The organism is Paraburkholderia bengalensis (genome assembly GCF_037126505.1).
GTDB lineage: Bacteria > Pseudomonadota > Gammaproteobacteria > Burkholderiales > Burkholderiaceae > Paraburkholderia > Paraburkholderia bengalensis.
Genome location: NZ_JACFYJ010000250.1, coordinates 1 through 1,308 on the forward strand (window position 1 = coordinate 1; position 1,308 = coordinate 1,308).

Annotated in this window: 1 protein-coding gene; it reads left to right on the plus strand. The window is 62.8% G+C overall.

Annotation, left to right across the window (positions count from 1 at the left end; genetic code table 11):
* On the plus strand, positions 1–1,308 hold a 1,308-nt coding region (locus tag H3V53_RS43040; protein WP_336603018.1), incomplete at both ends, for an NAD(P)/FAD-dependent oxidoreductase.

A 1,308-nucleotide genomic window follows, 5' to 3' on the forward strand; every position in this document is an offset into this window, starting at 1 on the left:
GTATGACGTCGTGATCGTCGGCGGCGGTCCTGCAGGCCTGTCGGCGGCCATTCGCCTGAAGCAGCGCGCCGCGGAAAAAGGCGCCGAAATTGGCGTCTGCGTGCTCGAAAAAGGCTCCGAAATCGGGGCGCATATCCTCTCGGGCGCCGTGATGGACCCGCGCGCGCTGAATGAACTGATTCCCGACTGGAAGGAAAAAGGCGCGCCGCTCGATGTCGAAGTGACGGAGGACCGCTTCCTGTTCCTCAACGAAACAGGCGCGAAATCGGTGCCGACCTGGGCGCTGCCGGATAACTTCAAGAATCACGGCAACTACGTGATCAGCCTCGCGAACGTCACGCGGTGGCTCGGCCAGCAAGCGGAAGCGCTGGGCGTCGAGATTTTCCCCGGCTTTGCGGCCGCCGAGGTGTTGTACAACGACGACGGTTCCGTCAAGGGCGTCGCCACGGGCAATCTGGGCATCGGCAAGGACGGCCAGCCGACGGAGAACTTCCAGCTCGGCATGGAACTGCACGCGAAGTACACGCTGTTCTGCGAAGGCGCGCGTGGGCATCTCGGCCGTCAACTGTCGGACAAATTCAGGCTGCGCGACGGCGCCGATCCGCAGGTGTACGGCATCGGCATCAAGGAACTGTGGGAAATCGATCCGTCGAAGCACAAGCCGGGTCTGGTCATTCACACGGCCGGCTGGCCGCTCGATACGCAAACCTATGGCGGCTCGTTCCTCTATCACATCGACAACAACCAGGTGATGGTCGGTTTCGTCGTCGGTCTTGGCTACTCGAATCCGTATCTGTCGCCGTTCGAAGAATTCCAGCGCTACAAGACGCACCCTGAAATCCGCAAGTTCCTCGAAGGCGGCAAGCGCGTGTCGTACGGCGCGCGCGCGATCACGGCGGGCGGGCTGATGTCGCTGCCGAAGCTGGTTTTCCCGGGCGGCGCGCTGGTCGGCGACGATGCGGGCTTCCTGAACGCATCGCGGATCAAGGGCTCGCACGCGGCCATCAAGACGGGCATGCTCGCCGCCGACGCAGCGTTCGATGCCGTTCAGGCCGGCCGCACAAGCGACGAGCTGACGGCGTATCCCGAATCGTTCAAGACGTCGTGGCTGCATACGGAACTGCACAAAGCCCGCAACTTCAAGCAGTGGATGAGCAAGGGGCTGTATCTCGGCACGCTGATGGTCGGCATCGAACAGAAGCTGCTGGGCGGCAACGTGCCGTGGACGCTGCATCATCAGCATTGGGATCACGAGATGCTGAAGCCGGCGTCGCAATGCAAGCCGATCGAGTATCCGAAGCCGGACGG